A 19,128-nucleotide genomic window follows, 5' to 3' on the forward strand; every position below is an offset into this window, starting at 1 on the left:
GACGACGCCCGCCTGCCGCCTCCCTTGCCTCCAAGATCGGAACGATGTCCGCGAACAACCCAGTAAACGCATACCTCGAAGCGCTCGTTGGCGCCGACGGCTCCGACCTGCACCTGAACTCGGGTGCGCTACCCACCATCCGGACGCACGGACGCATCGTCCGCGTGAAACGGGACGAGGCGAACCACGTGTGCGAGATCTCGCCGGATCAGCTGCGAGTCGTGATCCTGGCCACCATGCCGGCTCACCTGCACGCACGCTGGGAATCCGAGCGCGAGGTCGACTACTCCTACGACGCCGGTGCGGGAATCGGAAGGTTCCGCGTCAACGCCTATTTCGACCTTGACGGCCCGGCCGCGGTGTTCCGCCGCGTACCCGCTCCGCCGACGTCGATGGACGACGTCGGGCTGCCGCCGTCTGTACAGGCGCTGGTGGATCAGCCCAACGGATTGATCCTGCTGATCGGGCCGACCGGCGCCGGGAAGTCGACCACGATGGCGGCGCTCGTCAACGAGGTGAACAGTCGCCGGGCCGGCGTGATCCTCACGATCGAGGAGCCCATCGAGTTCGCCTATCCCCGCGACCGCGGATGCGTGGTCTCGCAGCGGGAGGTCGGCACGCATACGCTGTCGTTCGCCGCGGCGACCAGATCCGGGCTCCGCCAGGATCCCGACGTCATCGGCGTTGGCGAGATACGAGATCCGGCGACGCTCGCCCAGGTGCTCGGTCTCGCCGAAACGGGGCACCTGGTGTTCTCGACCGGGCACGGGTCCTCCGTGGCGAGCGGGCTCGGGCGCCTGCTGGGGCTCCCCGAGGCCGCGCGAGAAGACGCGACTCGCCGCCAGCTCGCGGGCGTGTTCCGCGCGGTGATCGCGCAGGCATTGGTCCCACGGGCCGACGGCGAGGGCCGCCTTCCTGCCTTCGAGGTGCTTCACCGCACCACGTCCACGGTGAACAAGATCCGTGACGGGAACCTCGTCTCGCTCCGGAGCGACATGAACGACCGCGCATCCGGGATGGTCACGCTGGAGCGGTCGCTCGCGGAGCTGGTCGTGCGGGGGGAGGTGCGGGAGGAAGATGCGTTCATGCACTCGAATGACCCCGACCAGTTGCGGAGCGAGCTGCGCGCCGCAATGGCAGGATCCTACTGACCCCAGCCCAACCGGTTTCACCGGCGATCACCGCAAGCTGCTTCAAGATCGCGCGGATCGCCGCCCGCCACCCGTCCGCGGGTCGCGACCGGGTGGCGGACAGGCTTAAGGTGCAGTCACAGATCTGGTGGGGTCTTCCACCCGCTCTGGTCGCGTCCACCACCTCCGTGTCGCTGTCCACGGCGGCTGCCGCGAGCCGCGCCCGGATAGCTCCCACCGCGGACGGGGCCGCGTCCCGCTCGCCTGTGAGCGGGGGGGGGGGCAGGCGCAAAGAACTCTTCGTCCTCGCGGAGCAGCCAGGTGGAACCGGGCATTCCCCAGAGGGCCACCAGAGGCGCCAGCACCGCCCGGTTCTGGTAGAGGGCTCCCCTGAAGAAACCCGAATTCCCGAGGAGGCAGCTGCGTAAATCTTCGTGTCCCCCGACTGGTTAAAACTTGGTGTCACTGGACAATTGTAGGTGCGTCTCAGGTGACGAACCTGACCCAGCCGCGCCTCGCTCCGAGTTCGACCGCCAGCGCGATCCGGGGATCGACGTCTTCGTAGTGCCGGGCCGCGAAGATGGCCGCGACCTCCTCTTCGGTGTGCTAGAGATCGCTCGCCACAGTACCCGGCCCGTGCGTCCGAGGCGCTCGCGCCGGAGGTGATGAAAGCAGCAGGCACCCTGGCTCGTGCCATGCGCGGCGTAGGCGGTTGCGGTCAGATGTCATTTGCCCAAGGCGACGAAAGGAGCCCAGTGATCAGGTGTGGCGAAGGGCCGCTCGTCGTCCGGGCCAGACAACTCCCGCAAAATGTCGCTCATCGCGGCGCACAATAAGCTCTCATCGTCCAGCAAGTGCTCGATGAGTGAGCGGACCTCGGCCCGCGTCGCGTCGCGCAGCCACCGCTGCGCCTGCCCCAGAGCCTCGGCGACGGCGAATGGCGCCGCAGGCGTGCTGAAGCTTTTCAGGAGTGAGTAGAAACGAATGGAGAGCAAAGCGGCGGAAAGGTCGTCGACGACCCAGAGGCTACTTACCACTGCGGAACTGCCCGCGAAGAGAAATCCACTGGGGAGTCCGATGAACTCCTCGGTGTCACGCGCTGAATCCGTCAACCCTGTCTCGCAGGCAGATAGCACGACGAGCCGGCAGGTCGAAAGGTTAAGCCAGAATATATCGGCGAGCGTAAGCCGCTCGTGATCAGCGAGTAAGAGTGCGGAGTTCAGAGGGGCGCCCCGGTCGAACGTCCCGTGGCACGCGAAATGGAGGACATGGGCGCCGAGAAGTCCGTCAGATCCGGTGAAGGTGCCGAGGGTAGCCCTTTCGTGAGTGAGAATCGTGGCCTTGGGGAAAAACGTTGCGACAACCGTCACCTCCGCAGCCGTAAACGGCAAGTCGCCAGTCGGGTTCTGTAGGGCCACGAGCGAATCGACAGCCGTTCGAGATAATTGTCCCGTCAGATGGAGCAGCGCAGCCGATGGAGCAGTCACGACCCCTCTCGGAAATCGATCCAGCAGGCAGCGACCGTCGCGGCTCGGAAGAGGCAAAGCGTGGAGCGGGAGGAGGTGCGTAAAGCGATGAGGCAGAATGATCAAGCGATCAGCATGCTCGGGCATCGCTTCGAGGATGCGAGGCAGATCAATGTCCTCGGCAAACGTGCGAAGCCGGCCGGAGAGCTGTTGTCTCCAGAACTCGGCATCGCTCAGTTGCTTGTCTTGGTCATAGTGTTCCAGATAATGCTGTACGTGGCTTTCCAACCCCTTCCCGAATTCAATGACGACCGGGGAGGGTGCATCGGTCGTTTGAATAAAGGCATAATGTACGTCTGGGGCGAAGTAGAGGCTTAACAGGACGGTATGCTCGTCAGGGAGGAGGGCTCGGATCTCGTCAGACGTGAGGGGTGTGGATTCCGCTTGCGTCAAGGCGAACGCGGGGTCGATTGCTGCGATCTGATCGATCACATCGCGGATCTCTGCACTGATCGTCTCCAACACATCGGGCACTGCCGGCTGGCCGGTCCGCAATTGTTCCTCGGAAGCTATGCGCTCTCGTCTGGATGACTCGACCGCAGCTATAAACGACCTAACGCCAAAGGCCCCATCCCCTCCAGGCGGATCAGGACTTCTTTCGTCGGGCGACAGCGAAAAGCGGAACGGCAGGGTTGCGGGGGTAGTCTCCTTCGCTCTTTCAGCCCTGCGACGTTCCACTTCAGCTTTGCGGCGAAGCTGGTTTAGTTTCTCCGCGAGTTCCGACGGGACGCGGTCATCTGGATGGGTATCCCGGCTGGCAAGGAGGTCGGCCAGCCCCCTCGCCTTAGCGCGTTCGGCGGTGGCGAGCGCCTCGGCTGGAAGTCCGCCCTGAAGATACGCTTGAACGAGGTTCGTGTAGGCGTCGCGAGCGGACGTGACGATCTCATCACGCCGAGCATTGTCGGTCGCCTGCCGTCGCTGCTGCTCGACGGCATCGACGACCTGGCTGAACCCGTACGACGCGTCCTCCCAACGGGCGTGTTTACTGGCTTCGTGCCCAAGCACGCGCCCGATTCTGCCTGCCTGATATGGGTCCACAAAAGGGGTCAACTCGGTAAGCGCCTCGCGCAGCGCTCGAAAGCCAGCATCTAGATCGGTACTCGAAGCAAAGGGACCGGCCCCGTTTCTACGGATCAACGTCTGGCCCTGGGCTACTCTCAGGAGTGCCCATTCCCGCGGATATGCCGATCGAACGAAAAACGAACCCGGCCCACTGCCCTCCAGCCTCAGATTCAGATCTAGCAGATTCGCAATTTCGTAGATCGGGGAGAATGTCGGCATCGATTCGGTGTCCACGAACTCCAGAAGTGCCTGGGCACGGTCCAGCCGAATCAACTCCTGGTAATAACGAAGTCCGCTGTCTTTCAGGATATCCGCTGCACGCCTCAACGACATGAAGCCGACGGCTTCCATCTCGGAGTCTCCGCCGAGGCGGCGCGCGTGTTCGAAACAGGCCTCGGCCAGCTTATGATAGTGAATGCCGACGAGGATAGGATCTGAGGCGGCTATCGCATATTCAGTCGCGTCCCAGTAGGCATTTATCGCATCCTTCAGATCATTTTTATCCTGATCAATAAATGACCTTGACGAGAAAACGTCGGCGATTGCACCCATGGTCACGGCCGCCCAAGCCGAAAGATCGAGCCGACTCCATTCTTCGAACGCTGCGGAAAGATCCGCAAGAGCGTGGGCATGATCTTCTTGGCGGTCTCCGCGCAGGCGTCGCAGGAGAAGGAGCCCACGGATCATCTTCGCGTATGCCCATTCCTGCGGATGCTCCTTTCGCCATCCTCCGTTATCCAGGAAACCGAGGGCCAGGTTCACCTCTACTATGGCATCTTCGATATGCTGACCCAGATCTCCGAGCGTTCGCTCCATGAGGGCGGCAGCGAGACTTGTATGGGCATGGGCCTCCTCAACGAGCCGGAGTGCGACTCTGGCGAACGACGCGATGGACTCCTGAAACGCGGACACGGCAAGCTCAATGTTGGCGTCGCGCGCGTACTCATTCTGCCCATCCTGAAATCTCTCCATGTATACCCGCCCTAAAACCCCGTACGCGCTCCCTCTCAGTTTGAAGACCAGGGATTCAGGCCAGCGCGGGAGTACCTGAATGGCTGCTTGGATTGCAACGAGCGCTGCTTCCACCACGAAGCGGTAGTTCCCATGACGAAAACCTAGCAGTGTTTGTGCAAACAGCATAAGCACCCTGCATTTGCCGGCATATTCTGAGTCTTTGAGCCACCATCTTATCACGGCAACGCCGAAGGAACTGAGTACCGTTTTCCGGCTCGGCGGCGTTGGGCACGGCTCGATCCCGTACAACGTTTTTATGTGAATGTCAATTGCGTGTGGAAATGCCTCATTTAACAAATCCTTCCGCTCATTTAACGCGTCGCAAAGCACCTGTGCTGCTGACACGAAAGATTTGGTACCACGAACTCGAAAGAAAGGAGGGAACACCCGGGCGAGGAGTTCGAAGTGTGCTTCGGTCGGGGCCCTCTCTACCGCTCGCTCAATCTGCGCCCGGACGACGAGGAGGAACGCTCCCTTTAATGAGAGAGCTTTGTTGCCCAAGAGTTCGATACCTGTCGCTTGTAAACCGGAGAGAAGAGCCGACACATCCAATTGTGGATAGCGTCCGAGGATCTCCGCCAAGCCCGTCTTCTGCTCTTCCAAGCTGAAGTCCGCCAAGTCCGCGATCTCCTGGATGATCCGGGCGGTTTCAGCGTGCATCGTCACGTGTTCCGGAGTAATGATCGAGAAAGGGGGCAGGCTGGGTCCAGGTATGACGTTGGTCGCGCAGTCGGTGGACCAGAAAAGAGGCGTATGGCGACGCTCTGGCGCGTGGCATCTGCCGAGATGTCGCCGCCCGTACATCGCGCCCGACGACCGCCGCTGCACGGTGGCTCAACGGAAGCTATCGTTGGACACCCCAACCGCGAGCGAGGGCTGACTCCCGTTCCACTGCGGGCCGGGAGAGCGGGCTCGAGTCAGCGGCGGCTGAACTGGGATCCTGCAGCGCTGCGCGATTCCACGGTGGTCGTGATCCCGAGGTCTTCCGCGCAACGCTGGTGCATGCCATTGTAGACGAGCCCGGTAAGCGGGCGACGGCAGTAGCTGCACAGGCGCTCGTTCTCGCCGCCGCCGCCAAAGAGATTATTCAGAGTGCGTGCGAGCAGGCTAAAGATGTCGGCCATGGACGTTCTCCGGTAACAAGGTGCAGTCAGACTCCAGTCTATTTATGAGGAGGGGCCGTCGCAAGCGCAAGGTTTGTTGAACCTCGCGGGGACGGGCTATCTCGCGTAGTGCATGCTCCCGAAATGCGCGATGCAGTTCCAGGTCGCTCGCCCATCGCCGCGAGAATGAGCCCCTCCTCAACGCACGTGCGCAAACTAGGACTAGGGAGAGCCTTTCCCTCGGGTCCGTCATTGGATCGCCGCAGCGAGTTTATGAACGCCAGCATATCGTGCCGGTTCTACCATCGAGCGATCTGGCTTGGAAGGAATCAAGGAAGTCGTCGCGCCGATTGGTTAGCGTCAGATCCTGCTTGCACCGGGAGCCCCGGGCGATTATCGTGCATTCCCGGACAGACTGAGGGTTTCCCGATAGATCTTGCGTTCTCGCGCTTGGATTTTCGTATTCGTCATCATTCGTCATGGTTCCGCCCCTGCGTTCCTGCTCATCCCCTATGGAGACTTGGCCAGGAACCGCGTGGAACTCGGGGCGGATCAACCGGTTCATGCGCCTGGACGATGTCGCACGCCCTCCGACTTGGTTGAGCGGAGTCCGGAACCGACTGCGGCGGACGGTTTCGGCGCTCGCGCATCCACACCCGAGCGTGAGCTCCACCGCAACCTCCGCCAGATGGCCGGCGAACCGCGGCCGGCCGCAGAACGAGAGCGGCTCGCCCTCCGCGAGCGTGCGCTCTAACTGCATCCGCGCGACCGCGACCCGGGACTGGGGGCGGCCTTGCAGCGCGAGCGTGCGCTCCGCATGCTGAACTAGGCAGCCCGCACCCAGCGGTGGATGCGCCGCGCCGACCGCGAGGAACCGCGGGCGTACTATGCGGCCCGATGGGGCGGCGAGCCAACCGGTTCCTCCCTTCCCAGGTTCGAGGACGTGATTGAGGGCGAGGAGGACTTTCAGGACGCGTACTACTGAGCGGGCTTCTGCTACACGGGCGTGTGACGCCCGGCGGCTCAGGGCAGGAGGATGCGGGGACGTTCGCTTCGCCGCACCAGTTCGACCGCCGCCGCGACTCGCTCGGGGTCGGCGTCGAGCGGGACATCAATGGTGACCCCGTCTTCTCCGGAGATCCGGATCGACCGACCGGGCCTAGGTGCTTCGTCGCGCGGGCGGCTGCAGTACGCGATCAAACCCGCGATGAACACGGCCAGGACCTCGGCGCTGGCCTGGATGATCCCGGCGAGGACGTTAGGGTCGATCACAGGCGAGCGTACCCGCATAGACCGGGGACGGAGTTCCAGCGTGGCGCTTCCCGCCAGGAACGGACCCAGCGCCATCATCATCTCGCGACTGGAAGAGCCTTCGCAGTAAATCAAAACTTCTTTCATCGTTCCTCTACATGGTGGGGAGACGAGTGGTGCACAGACCGGTCCTGGCGGCGTAATTCTAGGGCGCGGGCACGCGCCCCGGCAACGGTGCGCGGCCACGGCGGGCGGACGCCGACAATCCCATCTAAGAGGAATGGTGTCGGGTTCGCCGCGCCGACAGTTTCGGCTAGCGAGCGCTCATCGAGCTGCTCCAGCGCGCACGAAGCATGGTCGCGAAGGTCCAGGAGCCGCCCCCTCGCGGCGCAGCAGCGCGCCGATCTCGCCCGGCCTGGAGCAGGCGTCGGCCGCCTGCACAATTCGCAGCTTGTACTCGGCCGCGAAGCCGCCGCCGCTTCGGCCGCTCGACAGTTCGGGATCGGGGGTATCCGGGCCGCGGCCGTAACGGGGGCCACTTCGCTCCGCTCGCCTACTGCTCGCTGCAACCCGGTGCCCCCGGTTCCGTTCAGTCTGTTATCCAGCTCGTTTCTCTCTCTGCCCTCTTGCTCAGTAATTCGAGAACGATAACTGTCTCACCTGAACTTGGCAGAGAGGGTGCGCGTGCGCCGTCGAAGACCGCCGTTAAGACCGTCTTTGAGCCCCTGGAAGGGAGCCAGGGGCACACGCCGGCAGCTTTAAAGGCGACGGAGGTTGACCCAGCTATGGTCCCCTATGCGGAGATTCCGCACAGTGCCTCGATTTCCGCGAACGTAACCCGCATTCTCCGGTAATCCGTCGGAAGAGCGAAGGTGACCGTCGGAGCTATGGCGCCCCGCGGTGCTCCGATAGGTCCCGGAGTCGCCGTGCCTGCTGCGAGCGTCCGGCCCGCTCCAGGGCTTCCGCGGCGGCGCCCCAGTGCTCCCTCGCCAGCCCCGCCTCGAATGCGCGCAGGTACGCATCCGCGGCCGAGTGCTCACCACCCGGCAATCGCCCAAGGAGCTCCGCGGCCTGGCGGGATTCGTCGGCGCTTGCCGCCGGGTTCGCCGCGGCCGAGTCCAGGGAAGCGAGCGCGGCGGCGGTGTCGCCGAGGGCGAGGTACGCCCCGCCGCGCAGGAGAAGCACCGGGGCAGTACGCCCGACGGCGGCCGTTTCCGACAGCGCCCGCCCGGGGTCGCCGCTTCGAAGAGCGACAGCGCCAGGCTCCGCCGGTCGCTTGAACGAGCGGAACCGGGCCATCAGCATCTCCCCCTGCGGCGCGAGCACCAGCGCGGCGGCGGCGGCGACCACCAGGACGGGCGCCAGTGCCGCCCGCCTCGGCGTCGGCGTGGGACGGAACGTCGGTTCGGCTGGGGCAACGCGGCGGACGGCAAGTGCCCGCGGGGCAGGCACGAACCCCTCGGCGTCGATCACAGGCCGGGCAGTCGGAAACCGAGGCACCGGAAATCCAAGTGCGTCCGAGGGCAGACCATCGGCGCTGGGATTCACGTCCACCGGCGCGCCGCGCGGCGGCGCCGGGATGTTCGGCACGGCAGCAGCGCGCGGACGAGCCGCACGTAGGCGGTGGAACGCGAGCAGCACCACCGGGAGCACGCCGTCCGGACTGATCCTGGACGCCCAGCGAAGGAGGACCAGCGCCTCACGGACACGTCCCGCCGCAGCCTGTGTCTCGGCATCGGATACCAGTCGCTCAACGAGCGGCTGCGCCGTCGCCTCACGATCCTTCAGCATCCTACGGCTGCCTGGCGGTCCTGCAGATCGGGGAAGTGCGCGGCATGGCCACTGGCCGCGACCCGGGCGAAACACGAGCGCGCCAGCGCATCGTCGTCCACCGCCTGAGCCGCAATGCCCTGAAGGTACACGATCCCCAACAGCGAATCTCCTTCCCGGGCGAAAATCCGTGTCGCGCGTGCGCCTGTGGCCACCGCCTCCACGAAGCGCCCGGCTCCGACCAGGCTCTGCATCACGCCCTCACACGCGGGAACCCGCAGCTCGGGGAGCTGCATCGCGGCGGAGAACATGACCTCCGCAGTCTCGAAATCACGGTTGATCAGGAACGTCGTCGCGGTCTCGAAGAGCAACTGTCCCTCCTCATCGGACACGCTCGCCAGCATCTCCTCCACCAGCCGGTCGCGAAGCGCGTCGGGGTCCGTGAGATCCGCGTCCTCGGCCGCGATCGTCACCCGGCCTGAAAACCCCGCGGGCGCCGCGGGGCCGTCGAGCGTCAGGTCCAACAGCACGACGACGTCGTCCCCGCCCCGCTCCACGCCGCGGTCTGCCACCTGCAGCGGCTCTTCGGCAGCGTGCGCCACCCGCGTCCCCCTCGCGCGCTCGAACGGGCTGACCGTCGGGACCGGCGGCAGCGCTTCGCCGGAAGCGCGGTGAGAGCCGGCGGGTTCGCCCACGCCGCCGTCGCCGATGTCCGCCTCGACGCCAGCGTCGGCTTCGCCCCAATCGTCTTCGCCGGGTAGTTCGGGGAGGATCGGGCGCGCAATGACATCGCCGCCGGAGTCTGCCGCCGCAGCGGGGGCCACAGGCGCGGCGTCACCCCACTCGTCCTCGCCTGGCAGGTCGGGCAGTGTCGGGCTGGCGACGATCCCCGCGCTCCCGGCTGTGGACGGCGCGTCTCCGGGGACGGGGGGCAGAAGGTCCAGCAGCCCCGCGCGCATGGAACGCGAGAAGACACGCGGCGCCCCCTCGATGATACGCCTCAGACGCCGGTTCCAGACCGGGTCCGCCGGGTCCCGTCGCTCCACCAGGCCGACGACCTCTGCCGTCGCCGTTTTGAGGTCGACGGACGCGGCGGCGAGCCTCACCGCTACGAAGGCGGCCTCATCGGTGTCCGGCCCAGGGCTCAGCGTCTCCCGCGCGCGCGCCAGGGCCGCACGGGCAACGTCCAGGCGTCCCGCGTCGATCTCCTCCTCCGCCGCCTCCAGGTGCCATCGCGGCGAGTCCTCCCGAAGCGTCCGGATCTGCTCATCGGGGGACCGTCCGCCGTCGCCGCCCGTCATGGTCATCTCGTCCTCGGCGTGGTGGGTCAGGAGCGAAAGAGATCGCAGCCGGCCGTGGAACCGACCGACAACGAGGCCGAGAACCCGAAGCTCGCTCCCCACGGGCCGGTCCGCCGGACTACGCTGGCGACCCACTGGCGCTCACAGGTGCCCAGCCGGACTCCCAGCCCGATCGCTTTCGCATCGCTGCCCCAGGCGTACGACGCACGGACCGGCATGGACGCGCTGCCGGTGAACGCGAGCGTGAAGGGCGCCGCCTGCCACTCCGGATCGAGCCCGCCGTCCCGCACCGTTGCTCGCCACGCCGCCGAAAACGATCCGGCGTCGGTCTCGACGCTCCCGCCCGCACGCACGACGGCCGGGAAACCGACCGACTCCCAGAGGGCAGCCGCGAGCCGGCCTTCCTCGGTGTCCTCATCTCCCTGTCCGAGGTACGCACCGTTCGACTCGACCACCTCATAGCCACCGGTGGCGCCTTGAAGAACAGCGACATCGCGGACCCGCGGACCATTCTTCGGCCGGAACGCCCCGGACACCACATTCGAGGCCGACACGCCGACGCGTACCCTCGCGACCGGCTGCGCGAGAACACCCACGTCCACCCCGTACCCGGGGACGTTCTCGATGCGCGTCTCCCGGAAGACGTCCTCGCCCGGCGCGTCGCCGCGAAAACCGCCGCGGGCGTAGGAGTGGGCCAGCCACCCCTTGGCGGTGGCTCCCAGCCATACGCTCCCCAGCACGGGCATCCGACCGACATGAGATCCGCGGGTCACCGCCAGCACCGAGTAGGTAGACCGCATGGCCGAGTCCGCGGTACCCGGCGCGCGAACCGGGGACCCGCCCAGCGGCTCGCCGATGCCGGCGGGAACGTCGGCGCCCACGATCTCTCCCGACGAAAGGGTCACCGCCAGGTCGCGGTGCTGCGTCGCGAACCAGCGGATGCGCGCGTCGCCGAACCCGGCGCCGCCGCGGGGCGCCGCCCGGCGCGGCAGGCGGGCCATCCCCCAGCCGTCGAACCCGAGGGCCGAGGCGGAGGTGAGCCAGGATGCCGCTGGCAGCGCACCCACGTCCACCGAAACGAGCGAGTACGACGAGAGCGGCCCGTCGTAGATCCCCACGAGTGCGGGGTTCCACTGCACGGCGTCGGCGCGGCGTGATTCCGTCACGGCCGCGTCGCCCACGGCAGCGGCCGTCCCGAGCGAAAGCGGCTGTTGCGCCGAGAGCGGCGCGGTCCCGAGGAGTGCGACCGCCGCCGCGGCGAAGTGAGCACGAGAGATCATCGGTTGTCCGAGAGGAGGTGGGTGAGAACGAGGTCGTTCCGAAGGGCTGATGTGCCCTGGAGGGTGGGGGTCGCACCCCCGAGGATGACGATGATGGCGGCCAGCGCCAGGCACGCACCGAACGGCGCCGCCGCATCCGGCAAAGACTCGCCGCGAGCTCGCGCGGGCGGGCGAAGGAGCACAAGCCCGAGCGCGGCGACGCCGGCGCCGGCCGGCCCACCGAACGCCGCCAGGGCCGCCCCAGCCGCGGTCACGCATCCATGGAGGAGGCGCGCCCCGAAAGCACGCGGTTGCGGCGAGAGGTATGCGAGCGCGATCACGCCCGCGACGAGGACCACGTCGATGCCTAGCGTCCCGCCGGGCAGCGCACCGACGAATCCGATCACACCGTAGTCCGCCGCGCCGACCGGCGCCCTCCGCTTGACTGCACCGGCAAGCGCCGCCGCCGCACGGAGCCCTCCGGCGAGGCCGAGCGCGGTCAGCGCGCGACCCGCCATGCCGCCCCATCCCGCCTGGCACCACCCGAGCGCCAGTCCCGCGGCGATTCCGCCGATCCAGAGAACGTGCGGGATCTGGAGCGTCCGCTCGTCATAGATCGCGATGCCAAGGAGGAGCCACCCGACCACGCACGCCGCGCCTGCGGCGGCGGGTGTCGGGGTGAAGATCCAGGCCGCGAATGGGATCAACCCTCCGACCATCGCGCCGGCAGTTGCGCCGTGTCTGCGGAGCCGGATCGTGACACCGGCCAGGCGCGGCGCGCCGGGGTCGGGCAGCCGGCGCGCCAGGAGTTCGAGTGAGCCACCCGTCAGCGTACCGAGGGTGACCGCCGCCAGAAGGGCCACCGCACCGAGGAACGTCATGCCGCCCCCGGGACCACCGTGCCTTCGCGGGCAAGCCGGCGCACCCAGAGGTACACGTCCATCGCCGCGCGCTGCAGACGGTGCATCCCGAGATCGGAGACTTCGCACTCCGTAGTGCCCTCCCACTCGAAGCGCGATTCCACCCGGACGTGCTCGCCCGTCTCTGACACCTCGGCCACGACCCGCGCGCGCACGGCTTCGGCCCTCACCCCGCACCGCAGCTCCGACACGAGCACCGCCACCTCGATCCATTCACCGCTGACGGTGAACCCGGCGTCGCCGACGTCGGACAGCTGCACGGGACGCGGCCAGGAAAGGGACCGCATCGGGACCGGGTGCCCGATCGCCGGGAGGGCGGCCAGCACGTTGCCGATCGGTGCGTCGACCCCCAGGGTGCCGGCCGCGTCGCGGGCCGGCCGCCAACCAGGCTCACGCCGGGCTGAAAGCACCGCTTGCGGCCGCCCGCCCACCCGATCCGCACGCGGGTACGCGCCGGGCGTAGACGGCAGATCCGTCGGACGTCCCGTCACGGGCGCACAGCCCGCCGGGATCGCGAAGGAGAGTGAGATCCCGATAATGCCCCATCTACTCATGTTCACGCGCGATCAGGGTTGGTTGAGCTCGAAAGGCCCGCTTCGGGACCACGTTCGCAGGTCGGAACTGGAGAGGATCATGAGCGCCCCCGGCGAGCCCCGCGGCCCGAGGAGCACCCATGCCTGGACGTCGGCGCCATTCCGATATACCCCGACCAGGGAGAGATCGCCGTCGCCCGGCTCCCCGCTGTACGTCCACTGCACCGTCACGCGGGACCCGGAACCCACGCAGGCGACAAGCGCAGAGCCCCGCGCCCCGCCGTAAGCCAGCAGAACACCACCGCGAACGTCGAGAACCTGCCGCAGGTCGCTCGCCGCGTAACCCAGCGAGGCCCCCGCGGCCGCATACGCGCCCCGGTCAGCGTCCGAGGCGGCGCGGGGACGTGTAAAGCGCTCGCTCGCCACTTCGCACGCCTGGCGCGGAACGACCGGTTCCCCGCTCCACTGGCTGCCGCCTTCCGCGCGGCCGATCCCTCGAAGGTCCCCGATCTGCCGCGAAGGCATCGCGAGATCGACCCGCGCGCGCAGCTCACACCGGCCAATCACCGCCCACTCACCTTCGAGGCCCGCCGGCGTAGGACCACCGCCGTTCCCGAGGTCGTGGAAGACCGCTCGCCCGCCGGTGCGGACGATGGCCAGCAGCGGCTGACGCAGCGCGATCCCGCGCGGGATTCCCTGCGCCGGCGAGGGACGGTTCCGTGCAGGAACGGCGCTCGGTTCGGCGGCTCCCGACTCCGGACGCGGAGGCTCGGCGACGACAGGCTCCGGCGGCGCCGGCGGAACGGGCGCGGCGGGAGCGGGGCCACTCGACGCGGTCGGGACGGCCGCGTCCGGCACCACGGAACCAGGTCGCTCCACCGTGTTCGCGCCGCGCAGCACCGCGTACTGGCCACCGAATTCAGGGCGCGGAACGCCGGCGTCGAATGGCTCGAAGCCCGGCGCGGCGGGAACGTGCGGCTCGGCGGAGGTCGCGGCCGCCGGCGGTGCACCCGCGAGGGGACCAGGCGCGGCCGCGGGCTTCACGGATCGCTGGGGCGCCGCTGCGGCGGAAGGCGGCGGCGACGGTTCCGGGGACAGGTAGGACCCGATGAGGACGCCGGCCGAGAGGAGAACCGTGGCCAGGGCAGACGCGTGGATCCACTGGGTGCGGAGATTCACTTTCACGCGGGAACTCCCACGACGGCGTGGAGGACGGGCGTGAGGGCGGCGCTGAGCGGATCGTCGCCACCCGTCATCGCTCGGAACATGGAGGCGAATCGGTGCGCCTCCGCCACCCTGCCCGCACGCGCGGCCAGCTCGAAGAGCACGGCGGCATGCCGGCCGCTCGCAACCCACACCGTGCCGGCATCCTGGAGCCACGACGCGACCGTTGCCCACGCGTCGTCCGCGGCCACCTGTCGGGTGCGCACCATCAACAGGAGCGCGTTCAGCGTCGCATTCGTCTGCCGTACCCAGCTGTCCTCCGCGGCCGTCCCCGTCGCGAGGCGGAGAGCCGCGTGTCTCAGTCGCGTGATCGCCTCCTGCGGGTCCGCACCGGAGACGAGGAAGCCGAGCAGCATCTCCTCATCAACCCCCCACCGCGACTCGCGCTCGGCGTCCCGGAGCAGGATCAGCGCGGCGTCGCGCAACCCCAGCCCGACGAGCCTGTGCGCGACGGCGTGCAGCCCGAGGCGCGGATGCGCGCGCGCGACCGGCGGCGCCGCGGCGCCTGCGCGTTCGTCATCCAGCCGCGAGAGGTGGAACCCGACACGCTGAACCGGTTCCTCGACCACTGTATCCGCTTCGTCGGTTCCACCCCAGACCACGGCCAAACGCAGGCCGGGCCAGCGCCGAACCTGATCCAGCACGTTAAGGACGCTCTCCCGGTCCGTCGCATCACCGGCTCCGCAGACCTCGGCGGACACCACGGCTGCGCCGGCCGCACGCGCATCCACGGAGACGGTCGCCAGAGCGTCAGGGCGCCATGCAACGAGGCGCCCCGCCCTTCCGCGCACCTCCAGGTAGCCAAGCCCCTCCAGGAGTGTCGTTCCATCCGGAAGGAGGATCGCCTCCGCATCGGCCGCGTCGGGCGCACCGATCCAGATCGCCGTAACCTGCGGCCAGGGAAGCCCCGCATGAGCCGCGTCCGGCCCGAGCGGACCCACGCGGACCACGGTGCACGGCCCGGCAGCGTCGGCCCACACGTCGGTCTCACGCAGGCTTTCCCACGACCCCGTGTCCGTAACGAGCACGAGGGTCCGCCCCGCCTGGTGAAGGTCGCCAGCCATGCGTGACAACGGCTCAGGGCCCACCGCCGCACTGGCCGTCCAGACCGCGACGAGTGCCTGCTCGCCCGTGCCCGCGTCTTCGGAACCGCTCGCCGCGCGGGCGCTCACGCCCGATGACTCGAGCAGGAGGAGCGCGTGGTCCGCGTGCAGGTGAAGCGACTCGCGCGGGGCGATGACGACCAGCGCCCCCCGCCCCTCTTTCGCGGCGCGGTCCACGCTGCCGCCCAGCCACGCTGACTCGCGTGCCAGGCCGCCGGCATCCACCTCGATCACGAGGTTGCCCGGCGCCCGGACGGCGTCCCGCACGCCCGGCGGCAGGTCCCCAGCCGCAGACGGACCCCACGCGATGAGCTGCACCTGGTCGGGCAGCTCCCGCAGCGCGGCAGGGATCTCTTCGCTGTCACAAACAAGGAGGGCTGGGCCGCGCGGGGCGGCATGGGGGGTCCACGTCCCGCAGCCGATACCGAAAGCAGCCGCCGCCTCGGCGGCCGCTCGGTTCAGCGCGTCGGCGCGCGCCAGGGGGCCCACGTAGACCAGCGGATACAGAGCACCGGGTGCAGCCGCGAGCGCCTCCGCGGCGGCAACGAGCGCGAGCCTGACCTGCTCATCGAGCAGGCTCAATGGGGGTCCGAGCATTCGAGGGAAGCGTCGCGTTCCGGGAAGGGTTCACGATTTCGGGCGGAGGGCAGCGGCGGGCCGACAACCGTCCAACCGGCAGGGAGGTATCAGCATTCGCAGAGCTGCTCCCTCCTCCGCAACGACGAAGCGAATGCACACGGATACCCCGCACTCCCCTGGAGCGCCGAGCATCACCTCCGCGCGGCGCTCCATCCGAGAGGCCATCCGCGCGATCGACTCGCGCTGGCGCACGGCCCCGTCAGACCTGTCGCCCGGTGACGCCCGCGACCGCCTCCTCGAGCCCCTGGTCACCTGCGCCGGCCGCGTGGCCGAGCCGGGAGCAATTGCCCACATGCACGGCGTCGGCATGATCGCCGAGGCCATCGCACTGGCTGCCGGATGGACGCAGGAAGACGCGGGCGAGCTGCGGATCCATGCCGCGCTCCACGACGTCGGGAAGCTCGGAATCAGCGCCGCCATCCTCACGAAGCCGGGTCCGCTCACCTTCAGGGAGAGGCAGACCGTCGAGCGCCACCCGGCCATCGGGCGGCGGCTCCTTGCCGGCACATCCACTCCCCTGCTGCAGGTGGCCGCGCGGGTCGCTGGTGAGCATCACGAGTGCTGGGATGGGAGCGGCTATCCGGGTGGGCTGGCGGGAGACTCGATTCACCCGTTCGCCCGCGTGATCGCCATCGCCGACGTCTTCGACGCGCTCACCTCCGCACGGCCGTACCGGGGCCCACTGTCGGAGAACGCCGCATTTCAGATCATGGAGCGGGGACGCGGGACGCAGTTCGATCCCGTCCTCTTCGACGCTTTTGCTTCCGTCCATTTCGCGGGGGATCCTGCGATTCGCCTCGGACCCCGCGTATCGCGACGGGTTCGAGGAGGCGCTCGGGCGGATGACCCGGTACGAGCAGCTGATCCGCCAGACCCTGAGACGGCATGGGCTCCCGGAGGAGCTGCTATATCTGGTGATGGTGGAGAGCGAGTTCCGCGAGAGCGCGGTCAGCCACGCCGGCGCGACCGGCATGTGGCAGTTCATGGCACCGACGGGCCGCCTCTACGACCTGGAGGTATCCGAGTACGTGGATGAGCGCCGCGACCCGATCCGCTCCACCGTCGCGGCAGCCGAGCACCTTCGCGATCTCCACGCCGAGTTCGGGAGCTGGCATCTCGCGCTGGCCGCCTACAACGCCGGCTCCGGCCGCGTGGCGCGGGCGGTCGGACGGCGCGCCGGGGGGCGCCGCGGCGACGAGCGGCTGTACTGGCAGATCCGAGCGCATCCTCCCGCGTGAAACCCAGCGATACGTCCCGCTCTACCTCGCCGCCGCGGAGATCGCGCGGAGACCCCGTGCGTTCGGGCTCAACCCGCGTCCACATCCCGTGCTCGCATTTGACGAGGTGTGGATTCCCGGTGGCGTGAGACTGGATTCGGTTGCGCGCTCCATCGGGGTGGCGACCGCCTCCGTCCAGCACCTGAACCCCCACCTCGTGCGCGGCATGACCCCACCCGGCCGCCGCTGGCCGGTGCGCATTCCGCCGAGCCTGAACGCCTCGGCCACCCTTGAAAACTCAGGACGATGACGACGGCTGACCCCGCGACCTTCCCGCACGCGCAGGATCGAGTCGCCGAAGCACTGCACGCTCTGGGCATCGTGACGCCGGAACAGATCCAGGCCGCAGGGTCGGCGAGGGACGCCGACGCCGGCGCCCGCGGCGGGATCCTCTTCCACCTCCTCGACGCGGCCGCGGTGTCCCCGGCGCAGGCCCGCGCCGCGCTGGAGAGCGAATTCGGCATGCCCCCCATGGATCTCGCCCGCGAACTCCCCGATCGGCGGATCGTTGGGCTGGTGCCGCCCGCCCTGGCTCGTGAGCTCGGCGTCGCGCCGGTCACTCAGGTCGGGCATACGCTCCAGCTCGCCATGCGGGATCCCTTCGACACGGACGCCCTGGCGCGGCTCCGCGGCCACACCGGCCTCGACGTCCAGCCGGTCCTCGCGGACGAGCGCTCGCTGTGGGACTTCATCCAGCGATGCTATCCGGGCGGGGAGGCACTGGCGCGGACTGCAGGGCGGGCGATCGAGGCGGTGATGGAGGACGAGGAGAGCTTGTCGGCGCGTCGGAGCGATGCGGTCGAGCAGCGCGTCCGCGAGGCCGCGGTTCCGGCGTACGTCCGTGAAGTGCTCCGGGACGGTGTCCGGCGCCGCGCTTCAGACGTGCACTTCGAGGTCTACGAGGACCACACCCGCGTCCGCTACCGCATCGACGGGAAGCTCGTTGAAGCACGCCGGGAAACCGATCCGCGCGTTGCCGGACATATCGCTGGCCATATCAAGTACCTGGCCGAGATGCGCTCCGCGAGCGACCGCATGCCCCAGGACGGCGCGCTCACGCTGCAGGTCGACGGGCGTGAGGTGCCCTTCCGGGTGGGCAGCCTGCCGACCGTCCACGGGGAGAAGCTCGTGCTCCGCGTGCTGGACTTCAGTGACGTTCCGACGGATCTCGGCCAGCTCGGGATCGAAGGCAGGGAGCGGGCGCTTCTGGAGCGCGCGATGCGCGCGAAGAAGGGGCTGGTGCTGGTGACGGGGCCGACGAACAGCGGAAAGTCCACCACCCTGGCAGCCGTCCTGACCGCGCTGAACCGCCCGGACACGAACATCTACACGGTGGAAGACCCCGTCGAGCGCAAGCTTCCCGGGATTCAGCAGGTGCAGGTCCTCCCCCACGACGACCCGAAGCTGGATCGCAGCTACGCGGTGATGCTCCGCGCGTTTCTGCGCCAGGATCCCGACGTCATCATGGTCGGCGAGGTCCGCGATCAAGAGACCGCGCGGATGGCGCTTTCGGCCGCACTCACCGGCAAGCTCGTCCTCTCGACCATCCACACGAACGACGCCCCATCCACCGTCACGCGTCTCCTCGACATGGGGATGGACAGGTACGTGATCGCGGCGGCGACGCGAGCCATCGTCGCTCAGCGCCTGCTGCGGCGCGTCTGCGCGCGCTGCGCGGAGTCGTACGTGCCCGAGGCCGGCGAGCTGGTCGCGGCCGGGTTCGACCCGCCTGCAGTGGCACGCCGCGAGTTCCGCCGGGGGACAGGAGTCACCAATTCCGGTGCTCCCTGCGAGGGCTGCCAGGGCCGCGGGTATCGCGGGCGCATCGGCGTCTTCGAGGTCCTGGAGATCACCGAGCCCATCCGGCGCGCGATCGCGGACGGGCGGACGCAGGCCGACATCCTCGCGATCGCCCGCGCGGACGGGATGCGTACGCTCCAGGACGCGGCGCAGCTCCACGCACTCGACGGCGCGACATCACTCGCCGAAGTCATCGAGGAAACGTCCAACTAAGGC

16 protein-coding genes are annotated in these 19,128 nt (G+C 68.3%); 5 read left to right on the forward strand and 11 right to left on the reverse strand.

Annotated features, from left to right (window positions below; genetic code table 11):
* Positions 1-44 precede the first annotated feature (44 nt).
* Positions 45-1,151, forward strand: a complete 1,107-nt coding sequence (locus tag VF584_24175) for an ATPase, T2SS/T4P/T4SS family (GenBank protein HEX8213295.1) — start codon at positions 45-47, stop codon at positions 1,149-1,151.
* A gap of 704 nt (positions 1,152-1,855) precedes the next feature.
* Here the strand turns inward: VF584_24175 and VF584_24180 are convergent.
* Both VF584_24180 and VF584_24185 read right to left on the reverse strand, forming a co-directional pair.
* Positions 1,856-5,392 (reverse strand): CHAT domain-containing protein, encoded by a 3,537-nt coding sequence (locus VF584_24180; protein ID HEX8213296.1) that lies wholly within the window; start codon positions 5,390-5,392, stop codon positions 1,856-1,858.
* A 257-nt stretch (positions 5,393-5,649) separates the two neighbouring features.
* Positions 5,650-5,856: a hypothetical protein gene (locus VF584_24185; GenBank protein HEX8213297.1), complete on the reverse strand. Its 207-nt coding sequence runs from the start codon at positions 5,854-5,856 to the stop codon at positions 5,650-5,652.
* Positions 5,857-6,685: 829 nt separating this feature from the next.
* Between VF584_24185 and VF584_24190 the strand changes: the two genes are divergently transcribed.
* Positions 6,686-6,820 carry a hypothetical protein gene (locus tag VF584_24190; GenBank protein ID HEX8213298.1) on the forward strand — a complete coding sequence of 45 codons (135 nt, stop codon included), beginning with the start codon at positions 6,686-6,688 and terminating at the stop codon, positions 6,818-6,820.
* 38 nt (positions 6,821-6,858) lie between these two features.
* Here VF584_24190 and VF584_24195 read toward each other — a convergent pair whose 3' ends face one another.
* From VF584_24195 to VF584_24235, 9 genes are all read right to left on the reverse strand, one after another.
* Entirely contained in the window at positions 6,859-7,233 is a 375-nt protein-coding gene (locus VF584_24195; protein HEX8213299.1) for a hypothetical protein, read from the reverse strand.
* A 738-nt stretch (positions 7,234-7,971) separates the two neighbouring features.
* Positions 7,972-8,559 (reverse strand): hypothetical protein, encoded by a 588-nt coding sequence (locus VF584_24200; protein ID HEX8213300.1) that lies wholly within the window; start codon positions 8,557-8,559, stop codon positions 7,972-7,974.
* 311 nt (positions 8,560-8,870) lie between these two features.
* Positions 8,871-10,163: a hypothetical protein gene (locus tag VF584_24205; GenBank protein ID HEX8213301.1), complete on the reverse strand. Its 1,293-nt coding sequence runs from the start codon at positions 10,161-10,163 to the stop codon at positions 8,871-8,873.
* Between the two features lie 20 nt (positions 10,164-10,183).
* Positions 10,184-11,437, reverse strand: a complete 1,254-nt coding sequence (locus VF584_24210; GenBank protein ID HEX8213302.1) for a hypothetical protein — start codon at positions 11,435-11,437, stop codon at positions 10,184-10,186.
* Positions 11,434-12,297: a hypothetical protein gene (locus tag VF584_24215; protein HEX8213303.1), complete on the reverse strand. Its 864-nt coding sequence runs from the start codon at positions 12,295-12,297 to the stop codon at positions 11,434-11,436. Before VF584_24215 ends, VF584_24210 begins: the two co-directional genes overlap by 4 nt.
* Positions 12,294-12,746 carry a hypothetical protein gene (locus VF584_24220; protein ID HEX8213304.1) on the reverse strand — a complete coding sequence of 151 codons (453 nt, stop codon included), beginning with the start codon at positions 12,744-12,746 and terminating at the stop codon, positions 12,294-12,296. Before VF584_24220 ends, VF584_24215 begins: the two co-directional genes overlap by 4 nt.
* Before the next feature lie 156 nt (positions 12,747-12,902).
* On the reverse strand, positions 12,903-14,054 hold the full coding sequence (locus VF584_24225) for a hypothetical protein (protein ID HEX8213305.1): 1,152 nt from the start codon (positions 14,052-14,054) through the stop codon (positions 12,903-12,905).
* Positions 14,051-15,778: a hypothetical protein gene (locus VF584_24230; protein ID HEX8213306.1), complete on the reverse strand. Its 1,728-nt coding sequence runs from the start codon at positions 15,776-15,778 to the stop codon at positions 14,051-14,053. Before VF584_24230 ends, VF584_24225 begins: the two co-directional genes overlap by 4 nt.
* Positions 15,779-16,034: 256 nt before the next feature.
* A complete protein-coding gene (locus tag VF584_24235; protein HEX8213307.1) occupies positions 16,035-16,388 on the reverse strand; it encodes a hypothetical protein in 354 nt (117 codons plus the stop codon).
* A 205-nt stretch (positions 16,389-16,593) separates the two neighbouring features.
* On the opposite strand from VF584_24235, the gene VF584_24240 reads away from it, so the two are divergent.
* The 3 genes from VF584_24240 to VF584_24250 all read left to right on the forward strand — a co-directional run bounded on the left by VF584_24240 (position 16,594) and on the right by VF584_24250 (position 19,125).
* On the forward strand, positions 16,594-17,073 hold the full coding sequence (locus tag VF584_24240; GenBank protein ID HEX8213308.1) for a lytic transglycosylase domain-containing protein: 480 nt from the start codon (positions 16,594-16,596) through the stop codon (positions 17,071-17,073).
* A gap of 124 nt (positions 17,074-17,197) precedes the next feature.
* Positions 17,198-17,362: a hypothetical protein gene (locus VF584_24245; GenBank protein HEX8213309.1), complete on the forward strand. Its 165-nt coding sequence runs from the start codon at positions 17,198-17,200 to the stop codon at positions 17,360-17,362.
* The gene (locus tag VF584_24250; protein HEX8213310.1) at positions 17,359-19,125 is read left to right on the forward strand and encodes an ATPase, T2SS/T4P/T4SS family; all 1,767 of its coding nucleotides are present in this window, start codon (positions 17,359-17,361) and stop codon (positions 19,123-19,125) included. The genes VF584_24245 and VF584_24250 overlap by 4 nt, the downstream gene beginning before the upstream one ends.
* Positions 19,126-19,128 lie beyond the last annotated feature (3 nt).

This window comes from Longimicrobium sp. (assembly GCA_036389135.1).
Taxonomy (GTDB): Bacteria; Gemmatimonadota; Gemmatimonadetes; order Longimicrobiales; family Longimicrobiaceae; genus Longimicrobium.